The sequence below is a fragment of the Streptomyces sp. NPDC033216 genome (assembly GCF_055577115.1).
Window position 1 is genome coordinate 409,348 of sequence record NZ_JBVIQK010000002.1, and the last position, 22,751, is coordinate 432,098.

17 protein-coding genes and 1 pseudogene are annotated in these 22,751 nt (G+C 69.5%); 16 read left to right on the forward strand and 2 right to left on the reverse strand.

Going from position 1 to position 22,751, the window contains the following annotated elements; genetic code table 11:
- Positions 1 to 128: 128 nt before the first annotated feature.
- The 6 genes from typA (at position 129) to ACZ5Y0_RS05335 (ending at position 8,720) form a co-directional block, all read left to right on the forward strand.
- The gene (gene typA / locus ACZ5Y0_RS05310; protein ID WP_469127267.1) at positions 129 to 2,036 is read left to right on the forward strand and encodes a translational GTPase TypA; all 1,908 of its coding nucleotides are present in this window, start codon (positions 129 to 131) and stop codon (positions 2,034 to 2,036) included.
- Between the two features lie 441 nt (positions 2,037 to 2,477).
- On the forward strand, positions 2,478 to 3,518 hold the full coding sequence (locus ACZ5Y0_RS05315) for an ABC transporter permease (protein WP_469127268.1): 1,041 nt from the start codon (positions 2,478 to 2,480) through the stop codon (positions 3,516 to 3,518).
- Between the two features lie 102 nt (positions 3,519 to 3,620).
- The gene (locus ACZ5Y0_RS05320; protein WP_469127269.1) at positions 3,621 to 5,417 is read left to right on the forward strand and encodes an ABC transporter substrate-binding protein; all 1,797 of its coding nucleotides are present in this window, start codon (positions 3,621 to 3,623) and stop codon (positions 5,415 to 5,417) included.
- Positions 5,418 to 5,520: 103 nt separating this feature from the next.
- Entirely contained in the window at positions 5,521 to 6,498 is a 978-nt protein-coding gene (locus tag ACZ5Y0_RS05325) for an ABC transporter permease (RefSeq protein WP_469127270.1), read from the forward strand.
- A gap of 10 nt (positions 6,499 to 6,508) precedes the next feature.
- A complete protein-coding gene (locus tag ACZ5Y0_RS05330; protein WP_469127271.1) occupies positions 6,509 to 7,570 on the forward strand; it encodes an ABC transporter ATP-binding protein in 1,062 nt (353 codons plus the stop codon).
- Positions 7,571 to 7,583: 13 nt separating this feature from the next.
- The gene (locus tag ACZ5Y0_RS05335) at positions 7,584 to 8,720 is read left to right on the forward strand and encodes an ABC transporter ATP-binding protein (RefSeq protein ID WP_469127272.1); all 1,137 of its coding nucleotides are present in this window, start codon (positions 7,584 to 7,586) and stop codon (positions 8,718 to 8,720) included.
- A 280-nt stretch (positions 8,721 to 9,000) separates the two neighbouring features.
- Here the strand turns inward: ACZ5Y0_RS05335 and ACZ5Y0_RS05340 are convergent, their stop codons facing one another.
- Positions 9,001 to 9,741: a class I SAM-dependent methyltransferase gene (locus ACZ5Y0_RS05340; RefSeq protein WP_469127273.1), complete on the reverse strand. Its 741-nt coding sequence runs from the start codon at positions 9,739 to 9,741 to the stop codon at positions 9,001 to 9,003.
- A 239-nt stretch (positions 9,742 to 9,980) separates the two neighbouring features.
- Between ACZ5Y0_RS05340 and ACZ5Y0_RS05345 the strand changes: the two genes are divergently transcribed.
- The 5 genes from ACZ5Y0_RS05345 to ACZ5Y0_RS05365 are packed head-to-tail and all read left to right on the forward strand — an operon-like array spanning position 9,981 to position 15,650.
- On the forward strand, positions 9,981 to 11,609 hold the full coding sequence (locus ACZ5Y0_RS05345; protein WP_469127274.1) for a peptide ABC transporter substrate-binding protein: 1,629 nt from the start codon (positions 9,981 to 9,983) through the stop codon (positions 11,607 to 11,609).
- Between the two features lie 6 nt (positions 11,610 to 11,615).
- Positions 11,616 to 12,539, forward strand: coding sequence for an ABC transporter permease (locus tag ACZ5Y0_RS05350; protein WP_469127275.1), 924 nt, complete (start codon positions 11,616 to 11,618; stop codon positions 12,537 to 12,539).
- Positions 12,532 to 13,572 (forward strand): ABC transporter permease, encoded by a 1,041-nt coding sequence (locus tag ACZ5Y0_RS05355; RefSeq protein WP_469127276.1) that lies wholly within the window; start codon positions 12,532 to 12,534, stop codon positions 13,570 to 13,572. The genes ACZ5Y0_RS05350 and ACZ5Y0_RS05355 overlap by 8 nt, the downstream gene beginning before the upstream one ends.
- A gap of 7 nt (positions 13,573 to 13,579) precedes the next feature.
- Positions 13,580 to 14,554: an ABC transporter ATP-binding protein gene (locus ACZ5Y0_RS05360; protein WP_469127277.1), complete on the forward strand. Its 975-nt coding sequence runs from the start codon at positions 13,580 to 13,582 to the stop codon at positions 14,552 to 14,554.
- Entirely contained in the window at positions 14,547 to 15,650 is a 1,104-nt protein-coding gene (locus tag ACZ5Y0_RS05365; protein WP_469127278.1) for an ABC transporter ATP-binding protein, read from the forward strand. The genes ACZ5Y0_RS05360 and ACZ5Y0_RS05365 overlap by 8 nt, the downstream gene beginning before the upstream one ends.
- A gap of 240 nt (positions 15,651 to 15,890) precedes the next feature.
- Here ACZ5Y0_RS05365 and ACZ5Y0_RS05370 read toward each other — a convergent pair whose 3' ends face one another.
- Positions 15,891 to 18,050, reverse strand: coding sequence for a prolyl oligopeptidase family serine peptidase (locus ACZ5Y0_RS05370; RefSeq protein ID WP_469127279.1), 2,160 nt, complete (start codon positions 18,048 to 18,050; stop codon positions 15,891 to 15,893).
- A 179-nt stretch (positions 18,051 to 18,229) separates the two neighbouring features.
- On the opposite strand from ACZ5Y0_RS05370, the gene ACZ5Y0_RS05375 reads away from it, so the two are divergent.
- From ACZ5Y0_RS05375 to ACZ5Y0_RS05395, 5 genes and pseudogenes are all read left to right on the forward strand, one after another.
- Positions 18,230 to 18,424: a hypothetical protein gene (locus tag ACZ5Y0_RS05375; RefSeq protein WP_020127941.1), complete on the forward strand. Its 195-nt coding sequence runs from the start codon at positions 18,230 to 18,232 to the stop codon at positions 18,422 to 18,424.
- A gap of 77 nt (positions 18,425 to 18,501) precedes the next feature.
- Entirely contained in the window at positions 18,502 to 19,380 is an 879-nt protein-coding gene (gene mshB, locus ACZ5Y0_RS05380; protein ID WP_469127280.1) for an N-acetyl-1-D-myo-inositol-2-amino-2-deoxy-alpha-D-glucopyranoside deacetylase, read from the forward strand.
- Positions 19,380 to 19,790 carry a DUF6113 family protein gene (locus tag ACZ5Y0_RS05385; RefSeq protein WP_469127281.1) on the forward strand — a complete coding sequence of 137 codons (411 nt, stop codon included), beginning with the start codon at positions 19,380 to 19,382 and terminating at the stop codon, positions 19,788 to 19,790. Before mshB ends, ACZ5Y0_RS05385 begins: the two co-directional genes overlap by 1 nt.
- Before the next feature lie 154 nt (positions 19,791 to 19,944).
- Entirely contained in the window at positions 19,945 to 22,320 is a 2,376-nt protein-coding gene (locus ACZ5Y0_RS05390) for a peptidoglycan binding domain-containing protein (protein WP_469127282.1), read from the forward strand.
- Positions 22,321 to 22,411: 91 nt separating this feature from the next.
- Positions 22,412 to 22,745 (forward strand): annotated as a pseudogene (locus ACZ5Y0_RS05395) (helix-turn-helix domain-containing protein); the annotation flags it as partial.
- Between the last annotated feature and the right edge of the window lie 6 nt (positions 22,746 to 22,751).

A 22,751-nucleotide genomic window follows, 5' to 3' on the forward strand; every position in this document is an offset into this window, starting at 1 on the left:
TGCGGAGGCCGTCCCCCGCGGGGCCACGTACGATGGGGTGAGGCCGTGGCGTGTCAAGCCCGGCAGGGCCCGCGTAACACGGACGTACGCAGCAGGGCCGCCCTCACACTCCGGGAGATCGCCGCTTTATGGCCACGCGCCACGATATTCGCAACGTAGCCATCGTCGCCCACGTCGACCACGGCAAGACGACTCTGGTCGATGCCATGCTCAAGCAGGCCGGTGCCTTCGCCGCGCACGCCGCTGAGTCGCTCGACGACCGCATGATGGACTCGAACGACCTGGAGCGTGAGAAGGGCATCACGATCCTCGCCAAGAACACGGCGGTGAAGTACCACCCCAAGGACGGGGGGGACGTCGTGACGATCAACATCATCGACACCCCCGGTCACGCCGACTTCGGCGGTGAGGTCGAGCGTGGTCTGTCGATGGTCGACGCCGTCGTGCTGCTGGTGGACGCCTCCGAGGGCCCGCTGCCGCAGACCCGCTTCGTGCTCCGCAAGGCGCTCCAGGCACGCCTGCCCGTCATCCTGTGCATCAACAAGACGGACCGCCCGGACTCGCGCATCGACGAGGTCGTCAACGAGGCCTACGACCTCTTCCTCGACCTCGACGCCGACGAGGACCAGATCGAGTTCCCGATCGTCTACGCGTGCGCGCGGGACGGCGTCGCCTCGCTGAACAAGCCCGAGGACGGCACCGTCCCGAAGGACAGCGAGAACCTGGAGCCCTTCTTCTCCACGATCCTGTCCCACGTACCGGCTCCGGAGTACGACGAGGAGGCTCCGCTCCAGGCGCACGTCACCAACCTGGACGCCGACAACTTCCTCGGCCGTATCGCGCTGCTGCGCGTCGAGCAGGGCGAGCTGCGCAAGGGCCAGACCGTCACGTGGATCAAGCGCGACGGCACGATGTCCAACGTGCGCATCACCGAGCTGCTGATGACCGAGGCACTCACCCGCAAGCCCGCCGAGAAGGCCGGTCCGGGTGACATCTGCGCCGTCGCCGGGATCCCGGAGATCATGATCGGTGAGACCCTCGCCGACCCCGAGAACCCGATCCCGCTGCCGCTCATCACGGTCGACGAGCCGGCCATCTCGATGACCATCGGTACCAACACCTCGCCGCTGGTCGGCCGGGGCGGCACCGGCAAGGGCGCCGACAACAAGGCCGCGGTCAAGGACCGCAAGGTGACCGCCCGCCAGGTCAAGGACCGGCTGGACCGCGAGCTGGTCGGTAACGTCAGCCTCCGGGTCCTGGACACCGAGCGTCCCGACGCCTGGGAGGTGCAGGGCCGCGGCGAGCTGGCGCTGGCCATCCTGGTCGAGCAGATGCGCCGCGAGGGCTTCGAGCTGACCATCGGCAAGCCGCAGGTCGTCACCAAGCTCGTCGACGGCAAGGTCTACGAGCCCGTCGAGCGCATGACGATCGACGTGCCCGAGGAGCACATGGGCGCCGTCACGCAGCTCATGGGCGTCCGCAAGGGCCGGATGGACAACATGTCCAACCACGGCTCGGGCTGGGTCCGCATGGAGTTCGTGGTCCCCTCCCGCGGTCTCATCGGCTTCCGTACCGAGTTCCTGACGGGTACGCGCGGCACGGGCATCGCCCACTCCATCCACGAGGGCCACGAGCCGTGGTTCGGCACCCTGACGACCCGTAACAACGGCTCGCTGGTCGCCGACCGCGCCGGTGCCGTCACCGCGTTCGCGATGACGAACCTCCAGGAGCGCGGCGTGCTGTTCACCGACCCGGGCACCGAGGTGTACGAGGGCATGATCGTCGGCGAGAACTCGCGCGCCGACGACATGGACGTGAACATCACGAAGGAGAAGAAGCTCACGAACATGCGGTCCTCGTCGGCCGACTCGTTCGAGGCGATCGTCCCGCCGCGCAAGCTGTCGCTGGAGCAGTCGCTGGAGTTCTGCCGCGACGACGAATGCGTCGAGGTGACCCCGGAGGCGGTTCGCATCCGCAAGGTCGTGCTCGACCAGCGCGAGCGGGCCCGCTCCGCGAGCCGCGCCAAGCACGGCTGACGCTCACCCGCCGGATCCCGGCTCTCCTCGACGGAGGGCCGGGACCTCGGCGTGTCCGCGTGGCCGGCTCCCGAGGGAGTTGGTGGCGGCTCTGGGGGGCGTGCGGGGGTGTGCATCGACGCGTCATGGGCAGGCTGTGAGCCCGCTGTTCGCACCACCGGAGGTGCCGTCCGTTTATCGGTTATCCAGCCAACGCGTTTCGGACATGTAAACAAAAATTGATGAGTAAATGTCCGAAATGACTGTTTCTTCTCTCGCCTGTCAAGCGCGCGCAGGTGTCAATCTTTGCAATTTTTCCCCAAAATATGGGCGGTAGGGAGATCCCTATGTCATTCGCCCTTGACGCGCGTTGAACACTTTGGCGAAAGTTCCCCCAAACCACAGAACCTGCCGGTATCTGTGCTGCGCTCAACTCTCCAACCCCCCGGGGGAAGTACACACATGACCAGTCCAGCCAAGGCTGAAGGCTCCGGGCCCGCGATCGCCTTGGACCCCCAGCTCGAGTCGACACCTGAGCCCGTCAAGGGTGAGGCGAAGCTGGAGGGTCGTTCTCCCGGCCAGTTGATGTGGCAGCGCTTCAAGCGCGACCGTACCGGTGTCGTCTCCGCGTGCGTAGTGATTTTCTTCTTCGCCGTGTCCGCCCTCGCCCCGGTCATCTCCAAGCTGTACGGCAAGGACCCGTACACGCTGTACGCGCAGGAGCCGGACTATCCCTTCCTGCTGGACGACTTCGCCATGCCGACGGGTTCCTTCGGCGGGATCTCGGGCGACTTCTGGTTCGGTGTCGAACCGAGGCTGGGTCGCGATGTGCTGACCATGCTGCTGTACGGCATGCGCACCTCGCTCTACATGGCGGTCGTCGTGACGGTGGCCAGCGTCGTCACCGGCGTGCTCATCGGCATGGTGGGCGGCTACTTCGGCGGCAAGGTCGACTACTGGACGGGCCGGGTCACCGACTTCTTCCTCGCCTTCCCGAGCCAGCTGTTCTTCATCGCCTTCATGCCCGTCGTCACGGCGATGTTCGTGTCTCCGCGGGACGAGACCCCCACCTACCTGCGGGCCGTGGCCATCATCCTGGTGATGTGGTTCCTCGGTTGGATGGGCATCGCCCGTCTGGTGCGGAGTTCCGTGCTCTCCCTGCGGGAGCGGGAGTTCGTCGAGGCCGCCAAGGTGTCAGGTGCCTCTCCCTGGCGCATCGTGCGCAAGGAGATCCTGCCCAACATCGTCACGCCGATCCTGGTGCAAGGTACCTACCTCCTGCCGAGCACGATCCTCTCCATCGCCTTCCTCTCGTACGTCGGTGTCGGCTTCGTCGAGCCGACCCCGGACTGGGGCCGTATGTTCGCCATCGGCTCCGAGATCTACGAGCAGGACCCCATGTTCATGGTCTTCCCGGGCGTGGCGATGGTGGTCTTCGTGCTGGCGTTCAACCTTCTCGGAGACTCCGTCCGGGACGCATTCGACCCCAAGACCGGACGCTGATCCGTCCGTTGGTGGTGGGGGGACTGCCACCCCCGATCCGGGCCTTCCGGACCGTCAGGCAGTACTCGTGGATAACTATCGACAGGCAGGTGCATCGGGATCATGACGCCCATCAGAACGCGCAACGTGCGCGCCATAGCGGTGGCCATCGTGGCCGGATCGCTGGCACTGACCGGCTGCTCCGACAACAGCAAGAAGGACTCCAAGGACTCGTCCAAGTCCAAGGACGACGCCGCCGCACAGTCGAAGCCTGTCGCCTACGGTGACGTGAAGGCTTCCACGGGCCCGGCTCAGGCGGTGGCGGGGGCGAAGCCCGGCGGCACGATCAACGTGTACATGCAGTCGGACCTGAGTCACATGGACCCGGGGCAGATCTACGTCAGCGATGCCGGCCAGTTCGCCAACCTGATCCACCGTGGTCTGACGAACTACCAGGAGGACGACAAGGGCAACCTGACGGTCGTCGGTGACGTCGCCACGGACTCCGGCAAGTCCTCCGACGGCGGCAAGACCTGGACGTACACCATCAAGGACGGTGTCAAGGACGACCAGGGGAACGTGATCACGTCCGCCGACATCCGCCACACCGTCGAGCGGCTGTACTCGAAGGTCATCTTCGACGGCCCGACCTACCTCCAGACCTGGCTGTCGGGTTCGGACTACCGCAAGGCGCTGCCGGACGGCCCGTACAAGGGCAAGCACCTGCCGGACACCGTCCTGGAGACCCCGGACGCGAAGACGGTCGTCTTCCACTTCGCCAAGCCGCAGCCCGACCTCCCGCAGGCCCTGGCGATGGCCGGTTACGGCATCGTGCCGGCGAAGCGGGACACCAAGGAGGGCTACGACAAGGCGCCCGCCTCGCTCGGCCCGTACAAGATCTCGGAGTACAAGTCCGGCAAGTCGCTGACCCTGGTCAAGAACGACCAGTGGGACCCGAAGACGGACTCGGTGCGCCACCAGTACGTCAACGGCTACAACTTCACCACCACGATCGACCAGGCCAGCCAGACCAAGCGTCTGATCGCCGACCAGGGCGACGCCAAGAACGCCATCCAGTTCACGGACTCGGTGGACCCGGCCCAGCTCTCCACGGTCATCGGTGACGCCGCCGCGAAGAAGCGCACGATCCAGGGTTACCAGCCCTACGTGTGGCAGATGTCCTTCAACCTGGACCGGATGAAGGACAAGAAGGTCCGCGACGCGATCACCTACGCGATCCCGAGCCAGGCGATGGTCCAGGCCGACGGCGGCCGTTACGGCGGTGAGGTCGCGGGCGGTCTGCTGGCCCCGACGCTGCCGGGCTTCGACCCGACCTACGACCCGTTCGGCAAGCTGAAGAAGCCGAACGGTGACCCGGCGAAGGCGAAGGAGCTGCTGAAGGAGGCGGGTGTCAAGGAGGGCACGAAGCTCACCTACGCCTACTCGAACAGCCCGCGCGGCCAGGCCCAGATGGTCATCATCAAGGACGCCCTGAAGAAGATCGGCTTCAGCGTCCAGGCCAAGGAGATCGACCGCGCCAGCTTCTACGAGCAGATCGGCAAGCTGAAGAACCCGTACGACCTGTACATGACCGGCTGGGGCCAGGACTGGTCCTCCCCGTCCACGGTCATCACCCCGGTCTACGACGGCACCCTGGTCGCCGACGGTGCGTCGAACTACTCGCACATCAACGACTCCGAGGTCAACGCCCTCATCCAGAAGGCGCTGACCCAGCAGCCGGAAGAGGCCGCCAAGACCTGGAAAGAGGCTCACCACCTCATCGTGGAGAAGATCAACCCGGCCGCCCCGGTGTACTACTCCAAGCAGATCCAGCTCTTCGGTTCGAACGTCGGCGGTGCCCGCTACAGCACCGAGTCGAGCTACATCGACATCAACGACCTGTTCCTGAAGCAGCCGTAACCGGTCAGCTCGGCTGACCCGCGGGGGTGCGCGCCAGGCGGAGCGCACCCCCGCGGTCGGTACCCCTCACACCGCCGCTTTTCGAAGAGAGCATTCATCCGCCATGCTTCAGTTCCTCCTCCGCAGGCTGACCGGCGCCGTCGTCATCATGTTCCTGATCGGTGCCTTCACCTTCTTCCTGTTCTACACAATCCCTCAGGACTTCGCCGAACTGTCCTGCGGCAAGAACTGCACGCCCGAGAACATCGCCGTGATCCGCGAGAACCTCGGCCTCGACAAGCCCATCACCGCGCAGTTCTGGGACTTCATGGTGGGCATCGTGACCGGCCGGGACTTCCCCCAGGGGCACTGTCCCGCACCGTGCCTGGGCGTCTCCTTCAGCAGCGGTGACTTCGTCTGGGACTCGATCATGGACCGCTTCCCGCTGACCCTGTCGCTGACCGTCGGCGGCCTGGTCATCTTCCTGCTGTTCGGTCTCGGCACCGGTCTCCTCGCCGCCTGGAAGCGCGGCACGGTGGTCGACAAGGTCGTCAGCGGTGCGTCCATGGTCCTCAGCTCGTTCCAGATCTACTTCCTCGGCCCGATCGTCCTCGGCTTCCTCGTCTACAGCACGGGCTGGATGGACAACCCCAAGTACGTGCCGTTCGGGGACAACCCGGGCAGCTGGTTCATGGGCATGCTGATCCCGTGGCTCGTGATGTCCACGATCTTCACGGCGCAGTACACGCGTATGGCACGCTCGACGATGATCGAGCAGTTGCAGGAGGAGCACGTCCGCACCGCGCGTGCGAAGGGCATGCGGCGTGGCTACGTCTTCTTCCGCTACGCCTGGCGCGGGTCGCTGATCCCGATCGTGACCATCATCGGCATGGACCTCAGCGGGCTCCTCGCGGGCGCGGTGGTCACCGAGTTCACCTTCGACCTGGCCGGCATCGGCCGTCTCGCGGTCGAGTCCTCGCTGACCAAGGATTTGCCCCTCACGATGGGCGTCATGCTGTTCGGGGCGTTCTTCATCCTCGTCCTGAACATCATCGTGGACCTCGCCTACGCCTACATCGACCCGCGCGTGCGCCTCGCCTAGGAGAATTACCGTGACCACACTGACCAAGTCCGAAGGCGCCCAGGCTCCGACCGGGCCCGAGGCCTTCCTGTCGGTCCGTGATCTGCGGGTGCGGTTCTCCACCGAGGACGGCATCGTCAAGGCGGTCGACGGACTCTCCTTCGACGTCGAGCGGGGAAAGACCCTCGGCATCGTGGGCGAATCCGGCTCGGGCAAGTCCGTGACCAACCTGACCGTCCTCGGTCTGCACAACCCCATGAGCTCCACCGTCGAGGGCGAGATCGTCCTGGACGGCAAGGAACTGGTGACGGCGACCGAGCGGGAAATGGAGAAGCTGCGCGGCAACAAGGTCGCGATGATCTTCCAGGACCCGCTCACCGCGCTCTCGCCGTACTACACGGTGGGCCGGCAGATCGCCGAGCCGTTCATGAAGCACACCGGGGCGTCCAGGAAAGAGGCGAGGGACCGGGCCGTGGAGATGCTGACCAAGGTCGGCATTCCGCAGCCCAAGACGCGCGTCGACGACTATCCGCACCAGTTCTCCGGCGGTATGCGCCAGCGCGCGATGATCGCCATGGCCCTCGTCTGCAACCCCGACCTGCTGATCGCCGACGAGCCGACCACGGCCCTGGACGTCACCGTGCAGGCACAGATCCTCGACCTGCTCAAGGACCTTCAGCAGGAGTTCGGTTCGGCGATCATCTTCATCACCCACGACCTCGGCGTCATCTCGCACATGGCCGACGACCTGCTGGTGATGTACTCGGGCCGGGCGGTCGAGCGCGGCAGCGTGCGCGAGGTGCTGCGCAACCCGCAGCACCCGTACACCTGGGGGCTGCTCAGCTCGATGCCGCGTCTGGGGGGGAACACGTCGCAGGCGCTCATGCCGATCCCCGGCAACCCGCCCAGCCTGCTCAACCCGCCCTCGGGCTGCCCCTTCCACCCGCGTTGCGCCTTCCGGTCGGAGGTGCCCGGGACCGCGTGCTCGGACGAGCGGCCGCCGCTGGCCGAAGGCCGTGCGGCCGCCTGCCACCTGACGGCCGAGCAGAAGCAGACCATCTTCATCGACAAGATCCAGCCCCGGCTGCGCTAGGGAGAACCGAGACATGAGCGACAACCTCACCCTCCCCACACAGCAGGGATCGACCGACACGCCGTCCACCGAGCCGCTGCTCGAGGTCGCGGGTCTGACGAAGCACTTCCCGATCTACGGCGGCTTCCCGATCAAACGGAAGGTCGGCGCGGTCCAGGCCGTCGACGGCGTCGACCTGACCGTCGGCGTCGGCGAGAGCGTCGGCCTGGTCGGCGAGTCGGGCTGTGGCAAGTCGACCACGGGCCGGCTCATCACCCGACTGCTGGAACCGACCGGTGGGAAGATCACGTACGCCGGTCAGGACATCACGCACGCCTCGCGGCGGCAGATCGCGCCCGTGCGGTCCGAGATCCAGATGATCTTCCAGGACCCGTACTCCTCGCTGAACCCGCGTCAGACCGTCGGCACGATCATCAAGTCGCCGATGGAGGTCAACGGGATCAACCCGCCGGGAGGCCGGGAGGCGAAGGTCCGGGAGCTGCTGGAACTGGTCGGCCTCAACCCCGAGCACTACAACCGCTTCCCGCACGAGTTCTCCGGCGGTCAGCGCCAGCGTATCGGCGTGGCCCGCGCGCTCTCCCTGAACCCGAAGCTGATCGTCGCCGACGAGCCGGTCTCGGCGCTGGACGTGTCGATCCAGGCGCAGGTGGTCAACCTGCTACAGAAGGTCCAGGAAGAGATGGGCATCGCCTTCCTCTTCATCGCCCACGACCTGGCGGTCGTGCGGCACTTCTCGCAGCGGCTGGCGGTGATGTACCTGGGCAAGATCGTCGAGGTCGGCGACCGCGATTCCATCTACAACCGGCCCCGGCACCCGTACACCCACGCCCTGCTCTCCGCCGTCCCCGAGGTCGAGATCGAGGGCGAGGGACCCGGCCGCGAGCGGATCCGGCTCTCCGGTGACGTGCCCTCGCCCATCCACCCGCCGTCCGGCTGCCGCTTCCGCACCCGCTGCTGGAAGGCGCAGGACAAGTGCGCGACGGAGGAGCCGCCGCTGGTCCAGCTCTCCGGCAACCGCACCGGCCACCTGACGGCCTGCCACTTCCCGGAGGACCCGACCACGGAGCCCCGTGGCGAGGACGTCGTCCTCGACCCGGCGCTCAAGGCGCTGGAGAGCGACGCGGAGGGCGGTCCCGCCGACAAGAAGTGACCGACGCCCGGCCGGCCGCGTGACCGCAAGGTCAGCGTCCGGCCGAACGCGTGACCGTCACGCAGCGTTGCGCCGTCCACGCGACTGTCCCCGTCTTGCCCGGTCGGCCGCGTGACCGCAAGGTCAGCGTCCGGTCGGCCGCGTGATCGTCACGGCAGCGTCCGGCCGCCCACGCTGTCCTCGTAGTGCCCGGCCGGCTGCACGGCCTCAGGGCCGGCTCCCGGCCGACCGCACGACCACGGCATCAGCGTCCGCCCGGCCGTCCGCCCGGACGTGCCGGTCAGCGAGAGGTTCGCCCCGCCACGGTCACGATCTCGGGGGAGGCAGGGGTCAGCGGCCCCCGCCTCCAGTCGCCGTAGCGACGCCGCACGGTGAGCCCGGCTTCCGTGAGGAACCGGTCGAGCTGTTCCACGCCGAGGAACCTCAGCGTGTTGCGGGTCACCCTGGGCCGCGGCCGGCCGGGGCCCTCGAAGGTTCCCGTGAAGGTGACGCGGTCGCCGACGACCGTGATCACCTCGTGGCGCAGGCGCACCGGGGTGCCGTCCGCCGCGGTCGTCTCGTGGACGCGGTCCGGGGTCCACCGTTCCCAGGCCCGGGCGGCCGGGTTGCGGGTCTCGAACACGAACCGCCCCTGCGGGACGAGGGCCGCCCGTACGGCGGCGAGGGCGCGGCGCAGCGTCTCGTCCGCCACCATCTCCTGGAACGCGTGACCGGTCATCACGACGAGGTCGAACTGCTCCCACCAGCGTGTGGAGTCGAGGTCCCCGAGAACCCACTCCACGTCCACGGCCCGCCGCCTGGCCCGTACGAGCATCGCCGCGGCAGGGTCGAGCCCCGTGAGACGCCCCCGGTGCCCGGTCTCCCGTGCCCGTGCGAGCAGCTGCCCCGTGCCGCAGCCCACGTCGAGGACGGCTCCGGCCTCTCGCACCAGTCCCAGGTAGAAGTCGTCGGAAGGTCCCCAGGGGTTGAGGCCGTCGTACAGCGCGGCGAGTTCCGGATCGCCGAAGGATGAATCGACCATGCGGGGATTCTGCCTGCTGTACGGCGATCAGTACACGGGAGGGGGATCGCGGCCGGTGCGGTTCCCCGTCGGTCGTCACTCGCCCGTGGTATCCGCACCCCGGCACCCGGACGGGTGGCGCGCGTGTGCGCTCTGCGCCTTTTGCGCTGATATTGACGGATAAAGGATCAGTATGTCGATACGGACGTCGGCACGGACGGCACAGCGCTCAGGTGCAGCGCGGTCAGGAGGAGGCATCCATGCGTGGAGCCACGCACGCCAGATGGGCCGCATGCGCGGCGGCCGTAGCCCTCACGGCGACGGCCTGCGGGGGCGGGGGCGACAGCGGGGGCGACAGCGGCGCGGTGCTCAGCTCCTCGTGGGGGGACCCGCAGAACCCGCTGGAGCCGGCCAACACCAACGAGGTGCAGGGCGGCAAGGTCCTCGACATGATCTTCCGGAGCCTGAAGAAGTACAACCCGGAGACCGGCGCGGCCGAGGACATGCTCGCCGAGAAGATCGAGACCTCGGACTCCCGGAACTTCACCATCACGATCAAGGACGGCTGGACCTTCAGCAACGGCGAGAAGGTCACCGCCAAGTCCTTCGTCGACGCCTGGAACTACGGCGCCAGCCTGAAGAACAACCAGAAGAACGCGTACTTCTTCGGCTACATCGAGGGCTACGACAAGACGCACCCCGAGGACGGCGGCAAGCAGACCGCCGACACCCTCTCGGGCCTGAAGGTCGTCGACGACAAAACCTTCACGGTCAGACTCAACCAGAAGTTCTCGACCTTCCCCGACACCCTCGGCTACCCCGCCTACGCCCCGCTGCCGCAGGCCTTCTTCACGGACCACGCCGGCTGGCTCTCCAAGCCCGTCGGCAACGGCCCCTACGCCGTCGACTCCTACACCAAGGGCTCCCAGATGAGCCTGCGCAAGTGGGAGGAGTATCCCGGCGACGACGCGGCGGAGAACGGCGGCGTGGACCTGAAGGTCTACACCGACAACAACACCGCCTACACCGACCTGCTGGCCGGCAACCTCGACCTGGTCGACGACGTGCCCGCGGCCCAGCTCAAGAACGTCAAGAACGACCTGGGCGACCGCTACCTCAACACCCCCGCCGGCATCATCCAGACGCTCGCCTTCCCCTACTACGACAAGAACTGGAACAAGAGCGGCTCGGACAAGGTCCGTACCGGCCTGTCCCGGGCCATCGACCGCGAACAGATCACCGACACGATCTTCCAGAAGACCCGCACCCCCGTCACGGACTGGACCTCCCCGGTGCTCGGCGAGGACGGCGGCTTCAAGGAAGGCCTGTGCGGGGACGCCTGCGACTACGACCCGGCGGAGGCCAAGAAGCTCATCCAGGAGGGCGGTGGCCTCCCCGGCGGCCAGGTCAAGATCACGTACAACGCGGACACCGGCTCCCACAAGCAGTGGGTCGACGCCGTCTGCAACTCGATCAACAACGCCCTGGGCAACGACAAGGCCTGCGTCGGCAACCCGGTCGGCACCTTCGCGGACTTCCGCAGCCAGATCGGCGACCAGAAGATGAGCGGCCCGTTCCGGGCGGGGTGGCAGATGGACTACCCCCTCATCCAGAACTTCCTCCAGCCGCTCTACTACACCAACGCCTCCTCCAACGACGGCAAGTGGTCCAACAAGGAGTTCGACGACCTCGTCGACAAGGCCAACGCCGAGACCGACACCGCCAAGGCCGTGGAAACGTTCCAGCAGGCCGAGGAGGTCGTCCGGGACAACATGGCCGCCATCCCGCTCTGGTACCAGAACGGCAGCGCCGGCTACTCGGACCGCCTCTCCAACGTCAAGCTCAACCCGTTCTCCGTCCCCGTCTACAACGAGATCAAGGTCAGCTGACCCGCCATGGGGCGGTATGTGATCCGGCGCCTCCTCCAGATGATCCCGGTGTTCGTCGGTGCCACGCTGCTGATCTTCCTGATGGTCAACGTGATGGGCGACCCCATCGCGGGACTCTGCGGCGACCGGGAGTGCGACCCCGCCACCGCCGCCCAGCTGGAGAAGGAGTTCGGCCTCGACAAGCCGGTCTGGCAGCAGTACCTCACCTACATGGGGAACGTCTTCACCGGTGACTTCGGTACGGCGTTCAACGGCCAGCCGGTCACCGAGCTGATGACGTCGGCGTTCCCGGTCACCATCCGGCTGACGATCGTCGCGATCATCTTCGAGATCGTCATCGGCATCACCCTCGGAGTCGTCACCGGCCTGCGCCGCGGCCGCCCCGTCGACACCGGCGTCCTGCTCGTCACCCTCGTGGTGATCTCCGTCCCCACGTTCGTCACCGGCCTGCTGCTCCAGCTGCTGCTCGGCGTCGAGTGGGGCTGGATCAAACCGTCCGTGTCCTCGGAGGCCGAGTTCGGCGAACTGATCGTGCCGGGCCTGGTGCTGGCGAGCGTGTCACTGGCCTACGTCACCCGCCTGACCCGCACCTCCATCGCGGAGAACAAGCGGTCCGACTACGTCCGCACGGCCGTCGCCAAGGGCCTGCCGAGGCGCCGCGTCGTCACCCGCCATCTGCTGCGCAACTCGCTCATCCCGGTCGTCACCTTCATCGGCACCGACATCGGCGCCCTGATGGGCGGCGCGATCGTCACCGAGCGCATCTTCAACATCCACGGCGTCGGCTTCCAGCTCTACCAGGGGATCCTCCGTCAGAACACCCAGACCGTCGTCGGCTTCGTGACCGTCCTCGTCCTGGTCTTCCTGGTGGCCAACCTGCTCGTCGACCTCCTGTACGCCGTACTCGACCCGAGGATCCGCTATGCCTGAACCGACGCCGCCGGAGCCGTACCCCTCCGGCGGGGGCCGCGTCCCGGAGGACGGCGCCATCGCCGCGACGGGCATGGGCGGCGCGATGGACCTCGCCACCTCCGAGGGCGAGACCCTGGAGCGGGCCCCGGCCGGCCCGGACGGCACCGGCCCCGCCGAGCCGGACGCGTCGGCCGCCTCCGGCGAACGAGCCCGCTCCCTGTGGTCCGACGCCTGGCGCGACCTGCGCCGCAACCCCGTCTTCCTCGTCTCCGCCCTGGTCATCCTCTTCCTGGTGTTCATCTCCCTGTGGCCCTCCGCGATCGCCTCCGGCTCCCCCCTCAAGTGCGACCTCGCCAAGGCCCAGGAGGGGTCCCAGCCGGGCGCCCCGTTCGGCTACGACGGCCAGGGCTGCAACGTGTACACCCGCACCGTCTACGGCGCCCGTACGTCCGTCACGGTCGGCGTCCTGGCCACGCTCGGCGTCGCGCTGTTCGGCAGCGTCCTCGGCGGGCTCGCGGGCTTCTTCGGCGGGACGTGGGACTCGTTCCTGTCCCGGATCACCGACATCTTCTTCGCGATCCCCGTCGTCCTGGGCGGCCTGGTCCTGCTCTCCGTCGTGACCAGCAACACCGTCTGGCCCGTCATCGGGTTCATGGTGCTGCTCGGCTGGCCGCAGATCTCCCGCATCGCCCGCGGCTCGGTGATCACCGCCAAGCAGAACGACTACGTCCAGGCCGCGCGGGCGCTAGGCGCCTCCAACTCCCGCATGCTGCTGCGGCACATCGCGCCCAACGCCGTCGCCCCGGTGATCGTCGTGGCGACCATCGCGCTCGGCACGTACATCGCGCTGGAGGCCACCCTGTCCTACCTCGGCGTCGGCCTGAAGCCGCCGACCGTCTCCTGGGGCATCGACATCTCCGCCGCCTCGCCCTACATCCGCAACGCCCCGCACGCGCTGCTGTGGCCCTCCGGCGCCCTGGCGCTCACCGTGCTGGCGTTCATCATGCTCGGCGACGCGGTGCGCGACGCCCTCGACCCGAAGCTGAGGTGACGTCCGCATGCTGCTCGAAGTACGCGATCTGCGCGTGGAGTTCCGTACCCGCGACGGGATCGCCGCGGCCGTCAACGGCGTCACCTACGGCGTCGACGCGGGCGAGACCCTCGCCGTGCTCGGCGAGTCCGGCTCCGGCAAGTCCGTCACCGCCCAGGCCGTGATGGGCATCCTGGACACCCCGCCCGGCCGGATCACCGGCGGCCAGATCCTCTTCCAGGGCCGTGACCTGCTGACCCTCAGGGAGGAGGAGCGCCGCAAGGTCCGGGGCGCCGAGATGGCGATGATCTTCCAGGACGCGCTGTCCTCGCTCAACCCCGTGCTCTCCGTGGGCGACCAGCTCGGCGAGATGTTCGTCGTGCACCGCGGCATGTCGAGGAAGGACGCCCGCGAGAAGGCCGTCGAGCTGATGGACCGGGTCCGCATCCCGGCCGCGAGGGAACGGGTCCGGCAGTACCCGCACCAGTTCTCCGGCGGCATGCGCCAGCGCATCATGATCGCGATGGCGATGGCCCTCGAACCGGCGCTCATCATCGCCGACGAGCCGACCACCGCCCTCGACGTCACCGTCCAGGCCCAGGTCATGGACCTGCTCGCGGAGTTGCAGCGAGAGCTGCACATGGGGCTCATCCTGATCACCCACGACCTCGGCGTGGTCGCCGACGTGGCCGACCGCATCGCCGTGATGTACGCGGGCCGGATCGTGGAGTCGGCGCCCGTCCACGACATCTACAAGGCGCCCGCCCACCCCTACACCCGCGGTCTGCTCGACTCCATCCCGCGCCTGGACCAGAAGGGCCAGGAGCTGTACGCCATCAAGGGCCTGCCGCCCAACCTCATGCACATCCCGCCGGGCTGCGCCTTCCACCCGCGCTGCCCCATGGCCCAGGACGTGTGCCGCACCGACGAGCCGCCGCTGTACGAGGTGGACGAGGAGCGGGGCAGCGCCTGCCACTTCTGGAGGGAGTGCCTGCATGGCTAGTACCTCAGCCACCTCACCCGCCTCGGCCACGTCGCCGGCCGAGCCGCTCCTCGAGGTGACCGGGCTCGTCAAGCACTACCCGCTCACCCGGGGCGTCCTCTTCAGGAAGCAGGTCGGCGCGGTCAAGGCCGTCGACGGCGTCGACCTCACCCTCGGCCGCGGCGAGACGCTCGGCATCGTGGGGGAGTCGGGCTGCGGCAAGTCCACGGTCGCCAAGATGCTGGTCAACCTGGAGAAGCCGACGGCCGGACGGATCCGCTACAAGGGCGAGGACGTCACCACGCTCTCCGGCCGGGCCCTCAGGGCCGTACGCCGCAACATCCAGATGGTCTTCCAGGACCCGTACACCTCCCTCAACCCCCGCATGACCGTGGGCGACATCATCGGGGAGCCGTACGAGATCCATCCCGAGGTGGCGCCCAAGGGGGACCGGCGCAAGAAGGTCCAGGACCTGCTGGACGTGGTGGGGCTCAACCCCGAGTACATCAACCGCTACCCGCACCAGTTCTCCGGTGGCCAGCGCCAGCGCATCGGCATCGCGCGAGGGCTCGCCCTGCGCCCGGAGGTGATCGTCGCCGACGAACCGGTGTCGGCGCTCGACGTGTCCGTGCAGGCGCAGGTCATCAACCTGATGGCCGCCCTCCAGAGCGAGTTCGACCTCTCGTACGTCTTCATCGCGCACGACCTGTCCATCGTCCGGCACATCTCCGACCGGGTCGGGGTGATGTACCTCGGCCGGATCGTGGAGACCGGCCGGGACGCCGAGATCTACGACCACCCCACGCACCCGTACACCCAGGCGCTGCTCTCCGCGGTGCCCGTGCCGGACCCCGAGGCGCGCGAGCACCGGGAGCGGATCATCCTCTCCGGTGACGTCCCGTCCCCGACGAACATCCCCTCCGGCTGCCGCTTCCGCACCCGCTGCTGGAAGGCCCAGGAGCGCTGCGCGCTGGAGGTGCCGGCCCTCGCCGTCCCGGCCGCGTTCCGTCACACGGGCGGGCCCGCGGCCCACGACTCCGCCTGCCACTTCGCGGAGGAGAAGCAGGTCGTCCCGCCCGAGGAACCCCGGGAAGACCACGGAAGCGAGCGGTCATAGGCCCACAGGTGGCCGCAATCGCGTTAACAAGCAGGCAACTTGGCCGACGCGATTCCGATATACGGACGCGTCAGGCTGAACAGCGTACGGCCGTGCGGGTGCCGTGGACGGGCTGGGAGCACCATGTCTCCCGGCCCGTCGCCCGTTCCCGCGCCTGGGCCGGCGCCGCTCTCGCGGACGTGCCGGTGTTGGCTCGTGGTTCCTCGGTCACGGGTGCGGTGCTCTGCGGAGGAAGGCCGTTCAGTCCAGTCCGAGGGAGCGGCGCAGGAAGTCCAGCTGGAGGCGCAGCAGGTTCTCGGCGACCGTCTCCTGGGGAGTCATGTGTGTCACGCCGGCCAGTGGCAGCACCTCGTGCGGGCGGCCGGCGGCGAGCAGCGCCGCGGACAGCCGCAGGGAGTGGGCGACCACCACGTTGTCGTCCGCGAGGCCGTGGATGATCATCATCGGACGGGCCGGTTCGGCGGGGTCCACCAGTCCCGCGTCGTCCACCAGCGAGTTGCGCCGGTAGACCTCCGGCCGCTGTCCCGGGTGTCCGAGGTAGCGCTCCTGGTAGTGCGTGTCGTACAGGCGCAGGTCGGTGACCGGGGCGCCGACCACCGCCGCGTGGAACACGTCCGGGCGGCGCAGTACCGCGAGTGCCGCCAGGTAACCGCCGAAGGACCAGCCACGGATGGCGACCCGGCTCAGATCGAGCGGGAAGTCGGCGGCGAGCGCCTGGAGCGCGTCGACCTGGTCCTGGAGGACGACCGCCGCCAGGTCGTCCTTGATCGCCTTCTCCCAGGCCGGTGAGCGCCCCGGTGTGCCCCGCCCGTCGGCGACGACCACCGCGAAGCCCTGGTCGGCGAACCACTGCGAGGTGAGGTGGGCGTTGTGCGCGGCCAGCACCCGAGGTCCGTGCGGGCCCCCGTAGGGGTCCAGCAGCACCGGGAGCGAGGTGTCACCGGGGTAGTCCGTAGGCATAAGCACGGCGCACGGGATCCGCCGTGCGCCCCCATGGGTGAGTGTCACCCGGGGGGAGAGGCCGGGATCCTCCGCATCCGACCGGACAGTGGCTGTCGGACCCCACCCTCCGGTCCGGGAGACCTGCGCTCCCCGTCGGTCGCCGTCCCGCAGGACCCGCACCCGGTTCCCGGGCCGCTCCAGGGTCGCCGAGACCAGGACGGTCACGCCTCCGGCCCGCACCGCCGAGTGCACTCCGGGTTCGTCGGACAGGCGCTCCACGCCGAGTTCGTTGACGCGGTAGACATGCACCTCACCGATCTCGGGGCGCTCCGCGGACTCCCCGGCCGAGGCCGAGACCAGCACGTCGTCGGCCGTCACGTCCAGCACCGCCCGCACGTGCAACTGCGCGCCGGTCAGGGGACGTTCGCCGACCGCGAGGACCCGGGCACCACCCTCGTCGGCGATCCGCACCAGCTGACCCGAGGGGCTCCAACAGGGCACCCCAGGGAAAAGATCAAGCCAAATCGGATCTTCGTCGGCATGTACCATCCGGGTCGCCCCGGAGGCCGTGTCGACGGCCAGGAACAACTGACTGCGCTGGTCGCGCGCCTGGACGAGCAGGAGCGGAGCACCCGCCGCTGACCAGTGCACTCGCGCCAGATACGGATAGCGCGCCCGGTCCCAGACGACTTCCGTGCGCACCCCGTCGAGGCCGAACACGAACAGCCGTACGTCCGCGTTCGCCGTCCCGGCAGCCGGATAGGGGACGTGTTGTGGCTCACGTTTCGGCTGGGCCGGATCAGAGATCCACCACCGCTCCACCGGCGTGTCGTCCACCCTCGCCACCAGCAGCCGATCGGACTCCGGAGCCCACCAGAACCCCCTCGAACGACCCATCTCCTCCGCGGCGATGAACTCGGCCAATCCGTAGGAAACCGACGCCGACTCCGGTTCGGCGAGCGCCACATCGCCCTCACCCTCGGCACCCACGACCCGCAGGGCGCCCTGCGCGACGTACGCCACGAGCCGTCCGTCGGGGGAGGGACGGGGATCGACCACCGGTCCCGGCACGCGGATCCCACGTGTCGTGCCGGCCCGCAGTTCCGCCGTGAAAAGCCGTCCTGACAAGGTGAAAGACGCCAGCTCGACGGCCGCGTCGGTGGCGTATCCGACGATCCCGGCGCCGCCCTCCCGGCTGCGTTCGCGGCGCGCCCGCTCCTCGGGCGAGAGCTCCTCCGAGGTACCGCCCAGGAGGACGCGTGGGTCCGCGACCACGCGCTCCCGGCCGTCCGCCGGGTCGAGCACCCACAGTGCGTGGCTGCGGTCGTCACCTGCGCGGGAGCGCAGGAAAGCGACACGGGAGCCGTCGGGCGCCACCGTGAACGAACGCGGCGCGCCGAGCGTGAACCGCTGGGTGCGGGCGTGCCGGCGGGGGAATGAGTCGGACTCGGTCGTCATGCCCCGACCATATTGGCCATGCGCCCCCTTGTGCGGCTGTGCGCCGAGAGATGCGCACGCACCCATAGTTATGATCACTAGCGCTGTGTGGGTATGAACCTGCTGGCTGTTGTATGGATTTACAGGTTTCCTAGCTCTGTCATTCCCCCACGTACCCGGGTTCTTGGAGGTGAGCCGCCGTGGCACTCTCGATTTCGGCGGTGGTGCTGCTGGCGATCATCGTCTTCTTGCTGGTCAAGAAGTCAGGACTGAAGGGTGGTCACGCGGTTGTCTGCATCCTGCTCGGCTTCTATCTCGCCTCGTCGACGATCGCGCCGACCATCAGCGACCTGACGACGAGCGTGGCGAGCATGATCGGCAGCATCAAGTTCTGACCGGGCGCCCGACCCCGCGTCTGCCTCTGCGCCTGCCCCTGCGGCGCGGACGCAGGCCTGCCTCGTAGGGTTGCCCCATGACGGAAATGCCAGCCCGGCGTCTGCTGCTGGTGCACGCGCACCCGGACGACGAGTCGATCAACAACGGCGCGACCATGGCCAGGTACGCCGCCGAGGGTGCTCACGTGGCTCTGGTCACCTGCACCCTCGGCGAGCGTGGCGAGGTCATTCCGCCGCAGCTGCGGCACCTCACCGGTGCCGCCCTGGGCGAGTGGCGCCTGCGCGAACTCACCGCCGCCATGGGCGTCCTGGGCGTCGGCGACTTCCGGCTGCTCGGCGGTGCCGGGCGTTACACCGACTCCGGGATGGCGGGCCTGTCGGACAACGACGACCCCGCCTGCTTCTGGCAGGCCGACGTCGACACCGCCGCCGCATCCCTCGTCGAGGTGATCCTCGCCCGGCGCCCCCAGGTCCTCGTCACCTATGACGAGCAGGGTGGTTACGGCCACCCCGACCACATCCAGGCCCACCGCGTCGCCATGCGGGCCGTCGAGCTGGCCGACGAGGCCGGCTGGAGCATCCCCAAGGTGTACTGGAACCGCGTCCCGCGTTCCGTCGCCGAGGCCGCCTTCGCCCGGCTCGGGGAGGAGCTGCCCGGCCTGCCCTTCGCCAGGAGCGCCGCCGTGCAGGACCTACCCGGCGTCGTGGACGACGAGCGGATCACCACCGAGATCGACGGCGGCCCGTACGCCGCCGCCAAGGCCGCCGCGATGCGCGCGCACGCCACCCAGATCGCGGTCGCCCCCGACGAGCGACACTTCGCCCTCTCCAACGAGCTGGCCCAGCCCCTCTTCGGCACCGAGTACTACGAACTCGTCCGCGGACCGCGGCCCCGGGAGCGGGAGACCGACCTGTTCGCCGGCATCGAGTTCGCCGCCGCCGAGGAGGCCCTCTGATGCCGGACCAGGGTTCCCTGCTCGCCCAGCCCCTGCAACGGCCCCCCGCCGGACGGATCGCCGCCTGTATCGGACTGCTGCTGCTCGGCGCGCTCACCGCGCTCGCGGGGGCGCTCCTCCAGGCCGGCTGGTTCCCCGGCGGACTGCTGCTCGCGCTCGTGGGTGCCGCCGGGCTGTTCCTCGGCGGGGCGCGGGCCCTCGGCAGCAGGGCCGGGGCCGTCGCACCCGCCGCCGGCTGGATGATCGGCGTCGTCCTGCTGACCGCGGGCCGCCCCGAGGGCGACTTCCTGTTCGGCGCGGGAGCCGGTGCCTACCTCTTCCTGCTCGGTGGCATGGCAGTTGCTGTGATCTGCGCCACCATGGGCCGGAGGCGGCAACCTGTCGGCGACGGCGTCCGACTTGGCAAGTGACGTACCACTTCGCCGTGGCGCGGACGTGCGAGTCCCGTGATGGTTTCCACAGCGGTCATGGGATACCGGCCAGAAGTGGCCAGTATGGTGGTGCGCGCCGCCGAGCTGCCCGTGAGGTCGTGGCGGGCGGCGGAGCCAACCTGGAGAACCTGCCTTGAGTCGTGAAACTGACAGTCCGTCCTCCGGGCCCAACGGGTCCAACGGGCACGGCGGAGCCGCCTACCCCTCGGGCACGCCGCCCTACGGCACCCCCATGGTGTCCGACGGCGGCCCGGACGCGGGGCGTTCGGCCGTGCGGCCGGAGGAACGCAAGACCGAGACCACGCTGACCACCCGGATCCGGATCAACATCCCCGGGTCGCGGCCCATCCCGCCGGTCGTCGTGCGCACGCCCGTCACCGACGCGGATGCCGCGGGTGACGACGGTGCTGCCGACGCGCAGGGCGCGGGCCCCGTCACAGCCGCGGGTGGCGCCCCCACGGCGGTCGCCGGACGCCCGGGAGCCGACGGCACCTCCGAGGCGCCCGGCGACCATTCGCCGGCGGCCGAGGAGAGGATGCCCAGCGACTGGTTCGCACCGCGCAAGTCCGCGCCCGTCAAGGGCGCTCAGGGCGGCGGCCCGGCCAACGGTGCCGCTCCGGCGGGCGGTTCGGCCGCCGGAGCGCCCTCGGGCGGCCCCTCCGCCCCGCCCGTGCCCGGCGGCAGCGCCGGTGCGCCGGGCGGCGCGCGTCCGGGGGCCGGGCGGCCCGGCGGTGTGGCCGGATCCATGAGCGCACCGGGCGCCCCCCGTCCCGGCGGCACCAACGGCGCCGGGATGTCCGGCGCCACCGGGGGCCCGGTGGCTCCCGGGCACGGCGGCGGCACCGGCTCCTTCGACGTGACCGAGGCGCTCGCCGCGGGCCCCCTCGGCAACGGCGCCCGCCCGACGCAGGGCAGCGGTCCGACGCAGGGTGGCGGTCCGGCGCACGGCGGTCCGGCGCAGGGCGGTCCGGCGCAGGGCGGCGGCCTCGAGTCGCGCCGCGACGACCTGCCGTACTTCGCGGGCAACGGCAACGCCAACGGCAACGGTCAGAGCGGCTACGCCGCGTCGAACGGCCAGGGCGGACTCCCCGGCGCACCCGGCGGCTCCTACGACTTCAACGGACCGGAAGGCCCCGCCGGCCGCGGTGGCCGGGGCGGCCCGCAGGGTCCCGCGGGGCCCACCAGCGGCCCGGTGACCGGTGACGGCCCGATGGTGCCGCCGATGAACGGCGGAGCCCCCGGCGCGGTTCCCGGCGGGGTTCCCGGTACGGCCGCGGGGGCCGTCCGCCATCCCGGCGGCGGCCTCAGCGACGACACCGCGATCCTCACCCCGCAGCAGCCGGCCCCCGAGCCCGGCCCCGGCGGCTACGGCCGGCACGACAACGTCTCCGGGCAGACCGTCACCAGCGGCATGCCGGTCATCCCCGCGTCCGGGCAGGGCCCCATACAGGGCGGGCCGTTCGCGCCCGGCGGGCATGACGACGGGCCGTTGCCGCACACCCCGCCGCAGGCGCCCGAGCCGGTCGCGCAGAACGCGCCCGCGGCCGACTCGAAGAAGAAAAAGAAGAAGGGCCGCAGCAAGCTGGTGCTGCTCGGCAGCCTGGTGGTGGTCGCCGCGGCCGGTGCCTACGGGGCCGGACTGCTGATGAACCACTCCGACGTGCCCAAGGGCACCACCGTCCTCGGCGTCGACATCGGCGGCGGCACCCGCGACGACGCCGTCAAGAAGCTCGACGACGTCTTCGACAGCCGGGTGAACCAGGCGCTGAAGCTGTCCGTGGACGGCGACACCGTCACCCTCAAGCCGGACCAGGCGGGCCTTCAGTTCGACATGCAGGCCACCGTCGACGCCGCCGCCAAGAGCGACTACAACCCCGTCTCGGTGATCGGGTCGCTGTTCGGCGAGCACCGCGAGATCGAGCCGGAGATGCCGGTCGACGAGGAGAAGCTCCAGGCGGCCCTGGAGACCGCCGCGGGCGGCGCCGGGTCGGCCACCGACGGCACGATCAAGTTCGAGTCCGGCAAGGCCGTCCCCGTCTACGGCAAGGCGGGCAAGGGCATCGACGCGGCCAAGGCCCAGACGGCCGTCGTGGAGGCCTACCGCGGCCAGGTCGAGACCGGCACACCCACCGAGGTGAAGGTCCCGACGACGACCAAGCAGCCCACGGTGTCCGACGCCGAGGTCGACCGGATGATGAAGAAGTTCGCCGGACCGGCGATGTCCGGCAGCGTCACCGTCCAGACCGACGCCGCGCACTCCGTCCTGATGAGCCCGAAGAACTCCCTGTGGAAGTTCCTGGGCGTGAAGGCGATCGACGGCAAGCTCGTCGAGAGCTACGACGAGGCCGCGCTGAAGGAGCTGTACGGCGGCGCCTTCGACGGTGTCCTGATCACCCGCGGCACCGGCCAGAAGACACCCGTCACGGTCCAGGACGTCATCAGCGCCCTGCGCCCGGCCCTCACGAGCGAGACGGACCGGCTCGCGGTCATCGACACCGACCCGAGCTGACGCGAGGCAGGCACTCCGGCCTCACGGGCACCCGGCATCTCCGCCGGGTGCCCTTCGCCATGCAGCCGGAGACCGACCGGACGCTTGTGCCACCACCTTCGGCCGCCCCGGCCACCTCCGCAGCGCGCCACCGAGGCCGGCGCCCCCTCGTCGAGGACGCTCCCGCGCTCCGACCGGCGAAGGCGGTCCGCAGGGTCCTGGCCGCCCACCCTCGCGGCGGCGGTCCGCGCCGGGGCGCCGCCCCCCTGACGGACCGCGAGCGCGAGGCGCTCCGGGCAGCGGCGGACGGTTCCCCGAACGCCGAGCCGGCCGCTCCCCGGCACCTGTCCCACCGCACCGCCCGCACCACGCGTCGACGGGATCCAAAGACGGCGGTACGCGACAGGGCGGAGACGGTGCGGACGGCGAGGGAGAAGGGCCGGCTCGAACCG

Bases quoted from the DNA above. Each gene is read 5' to 3' on its own strand.
- ACZ5Y0_RS05335 (WP_469127272.1), top strand. From the start codon at position 7,584: ATGAGCGACAACCTCACCCTCCCCACACAGCAGGGATCGACCGACACG.
- ACZ5Y0_RS05385 (WP_469127281.1), top strand. From the start codon at position 19,380: ATGCCGGACCAGGGTTCCCTGCTCGCCCAGCCCCTGCAACGGCCCCCC.
- ACZ5Y0_RS05365 (WP_469127278.1), top strand. From the start codon at position 14,547: ATGGCTAGTACCTCAGCCACCTCACCCGCCTCGGCCACGTCGCCGGCC.
- typA (WP_469127267.1), top strand. From the start codon at position 129: ATGGCCACGCGCCACGATATTCGCAACGTAGCCATCGTCGCCCACGTC.
- ACZ5Y0_RS05350 (WP_469127275.1), top strand. From the start codon at position 11,616: ATGGGGCGGTATGTGATCCGGCGCCTCCTCCAGATGATCCCGGTGTTC.
- ACZ5Y0_RS05355 (WP_469127276.1), top strand. From the start codon at position 12,532: ATGCCTGAACCGACGCCGCCGGAGCCGTACCCCTCCGGCGGGGGCCGC.
- mshB (WP_469127280.1), top strand. From the start codon at position 18,502: ATGACGGAAATGCCAGCCCGGCGTCTGCTGCTGGTGCACGCGCACCCG.
- ACZ5Y0_RS05360 (WP_469127277.1), top strand. From the start codon at position 13,580: ATGCTGCTCGAAGTACGCGATCTGCGCGTGGAGTTCCGTACCCGCGAC.
- ACZ5Y0_RS05315 (WP_469127268.1), top strand. From the start codon at position 2,478: ATGACCAGTCCAGCCAAGGCTGAAGGCTCCGGGCCCGCGATCGCCTTG.
- ACZ5Y0_RS05370 (WP_469127279.1), bottom strand. From the start codon at position 18,050: ATGACGACCGAGTCCGACTCATTCCCCCGCCGGCACGCCCGCACCCAG.
- ACZ5Y0_RS05340 (WP_469127273.1), bottom strand. From the start codon at position 9,741: ATGGTCGATTCATCCTTCGGCGATCCGGAACTCGCCGCGCTGTACGAC.
- ACZ5Y0_RS05325 (WP_469127270.1), top strand. From the start codon at position 5,521: ATGCTTCAGTTCCTCCTCCGCAGGCTGACCGGCGCCGTCGTCATCATG.
- ACZ5Y0_RS05345 (WP_469127274.1), top strand. From the start codon at position 9,981: ATGCGTGGAGCCACGCACGCCAGATGGGCCGCATGCGCGGCGGCCGTA.
- ACZ5Y0_RS05320 (WP_469127269.1), top strand. From the start codon at position 3,621: ATGACGCCCATCAGAACGCGCAACGTGCGCGCCATAGCGGTGGCCATC.